Source organism: Bradyrhizobium sp. SHOUNA76 (assembly GCF_023006445.1).
Taxonomy (GTDB): domain Bacteria; phylum Pseudomonadota; class Alphaproteobacteria; order Rhizobiales; family Xanthobacteraceae; genus Bradyrhizobium.
Genome location: NZ_JALBHA010000571.1, coordinates 1 through 3,808, shown reverse-complemented (window position 1 = coordinate 3,808; position 3,808 = coordinate 1). Strand labels below are relative to the sequence as shown.

Below are 3,808 nucleotides of genomic sequence, written 5' to 3'. Positions count from 1 at the left end.
CGCGCTCGACCTCGGCATCGGTCGCATCGGGCCGGCCGAAGCGGATGTTCTCGCGGGCACTGGCGGCGAACACGTTCGATTCCTGCGGCACCAGCGCGATGCGCGCGCGGAAATCCCTGGGATCGGCGGATTTGACCGGCACGCCGTCGAGCGAGATCGCACCGCTGCGCGGGTCGTAGAAGCGCAGCAAGAGGTGAAAGATCGTGCTCTTGCCGGCGCCGGACGGACCGACGATCGCGACTTTCTCACCGGGGCGCACCGTGAATGAAACGGCATCGAGCACATTGACGTCGCGCCGGACCGGATAGGCGAAGCTGACCTGATCGAAGCCGACCTCGCCGCGTGCCGGCACCGGCAGCGCGCGCGCAGACGCGGGCGCCTTGATGTCGGGCTCGACGTGCAAGATCTCGAAAAGGCGCTCGGCCGCGCCTGATGCCGCCGAAACCTCGCCCCAGACCTCGCTGAGCTGGCCGAGACCCGCTGCGGCGAACACCGCGTAAAGCACGAACTGACCAAGCCGGCCCGGCGAAATCGCGCCGGTCAGCACGTCATGCGAGCCGATCCAGAGGATCGCCACCACGCTTGCGAACACGATGAAGATGATGATGGCGGTAAGCACCGCGCGAGCCTGGGTCGAGGTGCGCGCCGCCTCATAGGCCTGCTCGACCTCGCCGCCGAACCGCTTCTCGGCGAATGGCTCGCTGGTATAAGCCTGCACGGTGCGGATCGCACCAACCAGCTCGCCCGCATAGGCCGAGGCCTCGGCGAGGGTGTCCTGCGCATTGCGCGACAGCCGCCGCACCCAGCGCCCGAAGGCGACCAGCGGCAGCACGATCAAGGGGATGGCCAGCAGCACGAAGCCCGACAGCTTCGGGCTCGTGATCACCATCATCGTCGCGGCGCCCAGGAACATCATCAAATTGCGCAGCGCGATCGACACGGAGGCGCCGACGGCCGATTTGAGCTGGGTGGTGTCGGCGGTGAGCCGCGAGATCAATTCGCCGCTGCGCGCGGAGTCGAAGAAGGCGGGGGAGAGCGAGAGCAGATGAGCGAACACGTCGCGCCTGAGGTCGGCAACGATGCGCTCGCCGATCGTCATCACGAGGTAGTAGCGCGCGGCGCTGGCGAGCGCGAGCACGGCGACCACCGCGAGCATCACCGAGAAGTAACTGTTGATCAGCTCGATGCCCTCGGGCGTCAGGCCGAAATCGATCATCCGGCGCACCGCGACGGGCACCAGCAGCGTGGTCAGCGCCGCGACCGTAAGTGCGACGAAGGCGAGCGCCGCGCGGCCGCGATAGCGGTACACATAGGGCGCGAGCGCAAGCAGCGGCCGCAGCTTGGCACGACCCTTGGCCGGCTCTTCGATCAGCTCGGCTTCGATCGACGGGGTGTCGGCGGAATTCAATTGGGAATTCAATTGGGAGTTCATTCCGGGCTGATCGACATATTGGTCATCAAGCCGTTCCACTGCGCTCATGAGATCCGACCCATTGCATTCGTTTGCTCCCAATAGGCCGGTGCAAGGGTAGTGGCAAATCCGGGATGTCCCTTAGGGGTAAGCCCGGTTCACCGCCCGGGATAGCTTGTTTTACCTGATATCGTGAGGTATAGAGCCGCCCAAATCCGTCATTCGATAGCCACCCAAGAAGGCGCCGGGGCGCCGAGGAATTGCCATGAAAGCCGAAATTCACCCGAACTATCATACAATTAAGGTCGTGATGACCGACGGAACCGAGTACCTGACCCGCTCCACCTGGGGCAAGGAAGGCGACACGCTGAACCTCGACATCGACCCGAAGTCGCACCCGGCCTGGACCGGCGGCAACGCCCAGCTGATGGATCGCGGCGGCCGCGTCTCGCGCTTCCAGAAGAAGTTTTCGGGCTTCCTCAAAAAGGATTGATCCGGCCCGCAAGGGTGGAGACGAAAAACGCCCCTGGGAGACCAGGGGCGTTTTTGTTTGTGCCGTCGTCTCCAGCGTTCGATCCGTCATCCCTGCGCGAGCGCGGCGCGCTCGTCGCTGGAGGCGCGAGCCGCGCGATGCAGAGCATCGCGTGGGGCCGCTACGCGGCCACCTCAGGGTGAGGGTTCAACATTCAATGCACGGATGGTCTCGTAGGGTGGGCAAAGCGACTTGTCCGCCGTAGCTCGAAGAGCGAAGGCGGAAGCGTGCCCACGAAACCCTTGTTGTAGTCCCAAGTGAGGCATGGTGGGCACGGCGCTACGCGCCTTTGCCCACCCTACGGCAGCGTGCCCCTGCGGCAGCTGCGAACCTACCGCTCGAACGCCGCCTTCAGCGCGTTGAGATGCGGCACCAGCGGGTTGCCGATCGCGACGTGCTCGGCCGGCGGGGTGTGGATGGTGGTGTCGAGGCGACGCACGCGGGTCTGCAGGCTCATCGAACGATGGATCAGGTCCTGGAGCTGCGAGGGCAGCTTCTCGATGGTGTCGGCGGGGCCGGGATCGGCCGCACTGAGCTTGACCTTGGTCTTCTCGCGATTGGCCTGGCTCAGCGTCATCTCGCCTTCCTTCACCGCACGGTGCAGCAGCAGCCACGAGGCGAGCTGCATCAGGCGGGTGGTGAGACGCATGCTCTCGGTCGCGTAGGTGAGGCTGACGGCACGGTCGAGCGCCTTGGCCTCGGTGCGGCCGTCGCCGTCGAGATAGGCGGCGGTCTCTTCGACGAGGTCCATGCCCTCGCGGAACAGGACGCCGAACGCCGCAGAATTGGTGAACCGCTCGCTGAGTTGAACGAGAGCGCCGTCGGCCTGCAAACGTTCCATGATTAACGCCTCTTACGCAACTGTTTGACGATCCGGCTTGGCGCCGGCTTATGATGAACAAATCATTGCGCGGGCGGGACGCGGAGTCCAGCGACATGCGCGGATATGGTTTCCGCGCGTCATTCCTCGGAATTCAACCGGAACGAGACCCAAAAAAGCAAAAAAGAGCCGCCGGAAGACCGGCGGCTTTGAAAGTTGATAACAGGGAGGCGTCAAACAGAGTGGACAGGAGCCACTCGGTGTCCAAACGAGGACAGTTCCAGTCATAAACCCGAAAGCTTAATCGACGGTAAACGAGCTAAATTTTTGAGAGTTCGTTAGCCATGTCGGTCAGTGGCCGAGTGCACTGCGGAACAAACTTCCTCCGCGCGTCGTCCCGGCGAAGGCCGCAGCTAGCTTCTCATCAGCTAGACCCTCATGGTGAGGAGCGCGCTCTTCGCGCGCGTCTCGAACCATGACGGCCCGCTCTCGCGCTTGGCCATCCTTCGAGACGACCGCTTCACGGTCCCTCGGGATGAGGACTGCCGCATGCGGCCAGCTTCAGTCCAACGCCGGGGGCTACGACTTGAAAATACTGTTCGCCGCATCGCGCGAGGCGCGCTTTTTGGTGGCGGCTTCTTCCAGCCTTGCGATCTCGGTCTTGAGCAGGGCGACGCGCTCGGTCAGTTCCTCCACGGACAACAGTGAGAGATCCTGTCCGATTTCATGCGTGATCTTCTTGCGCGGGCGGTCGTCGTCTTCCGTCGGCATGATCGTTCCTCCTGCGTTCGCACTGGGCACACGGCTGAGGCGGTTGCCAGCTTGGACCGCGCTGGCTAAGCAATGGCCTCGTTTCCTCCCGCACCTTTGCTCAAGGACACATCATGGACAAGCTGCCCGCGCAAATGACCGTGGTCGCCATCTCCAAGCCCGGCGGACCGGAGGTGCTGGTGCCGGAACAACGGGCCCTGCCGCAGCCCGGTCCCGACGAGATCCTGGTCAAGGTGCAGGCCGCCGGCGTCAACCGGCCCGACGTGGCGCAGCG

The 3,808-nt window shown here is 64.2% G+C and carries 4 protein-coding genes and 1 pseudogene; 2 read left to right on the top strand and 3 right to left on the bottom strand.

The features are described 5' to 3' along the window. The coding region (locus MOV74_RS33465) for an ABC transporter transmembrane domain-containing protein (RefSeq protein WP_404979212.1) at window positions 1-1,480 on the bottom strand (1,480 nt) is incomplete at its 3' end. A gap of 196 nt (window positions 1,481-1,676) precedes the next feature. On the opposite strand from MOV74_RS33465, the gene rpmE reads away from it, so the two are divergent. Continuing rightward, a complete protein-coding gene (gene rpmE / locus MOV74_RS33460; protein ID WP_007599895.1) occupies window positions 1,677-1,904 on the top strand; it encodes a 50S ribosomal protein L31 in 228 nt (75 codons plus the stop codon). 370 nt (window positions 1,905-2,274) lie between these two features. Here rpmE and MOV74_RS33455 read toward each other — a convergent pair whose 3' ends face one another. Together MOV74_RS33455 and MOV74_RS33450 are read right to left on the bottom strand one after the other, a co-directional pair. Beyond that, the gene (locus tag MOV74_RS33455) at window positions 2,275-2,784 is read right to left on the bottom strand and encodes a DUF1465 family protein (RefSeq protein ID WP_246931258.1); all 510 of its coding nucleotides are present in this window, start codon (window positions 2,782-2,784) and stop codon (window positions 2,275-2,277) included. Between the two features lie 558 nt (window positions 2,785-3,342). Then, window positions 3,343-3,534: a DUF1192 domain-containing protein gene (locus MOV74_RS33450; protein ID WP_246931257.1), complete on the bottom strand. Its 192-nt coding sequence runs from the start codon at window positions 3,532-3,534 to the stop codon at window positions 3,343-3,345. Window positions 3,535-3,647: 113 nt separating this feature from the next. Between MOV74_RS33450 and MOV74_RS33445 the strand changes: the two are divergent. Continuing rightward, window positions 3,648-3,808 (top strand): annotated as a pseudogene (locus MOV74_RS33445) (NAD(P)H-quinone oxidoreductase); the annotation flags it as partial.

What these genes read in the sequence shown, in the direction of transcription:
- MOV74_RS33455 (WP_246931258.1), bottom strand. Translation starts at nt 2,784, where the DNA reads ATGGAACGTTTGCAGGCCGACGGCGCTCTCGTTCAACTCAGCGAGCGG.
- rpmE (WP_007599895.1), top strand. Translation starts at nt 1,677, where the DNA reads ATGAAAGCCGAAATTCACCCGAACTATCATACAATTAAGGTCGTGATG.
- MOV74_RS33450 (WP_246931257.1), bottom strand. Translation starts at nt 3,534, where the DNA reads ATGCCGACGGAAGACGACGACCGCCCGCGCAAGAAGATCACGCATGAA.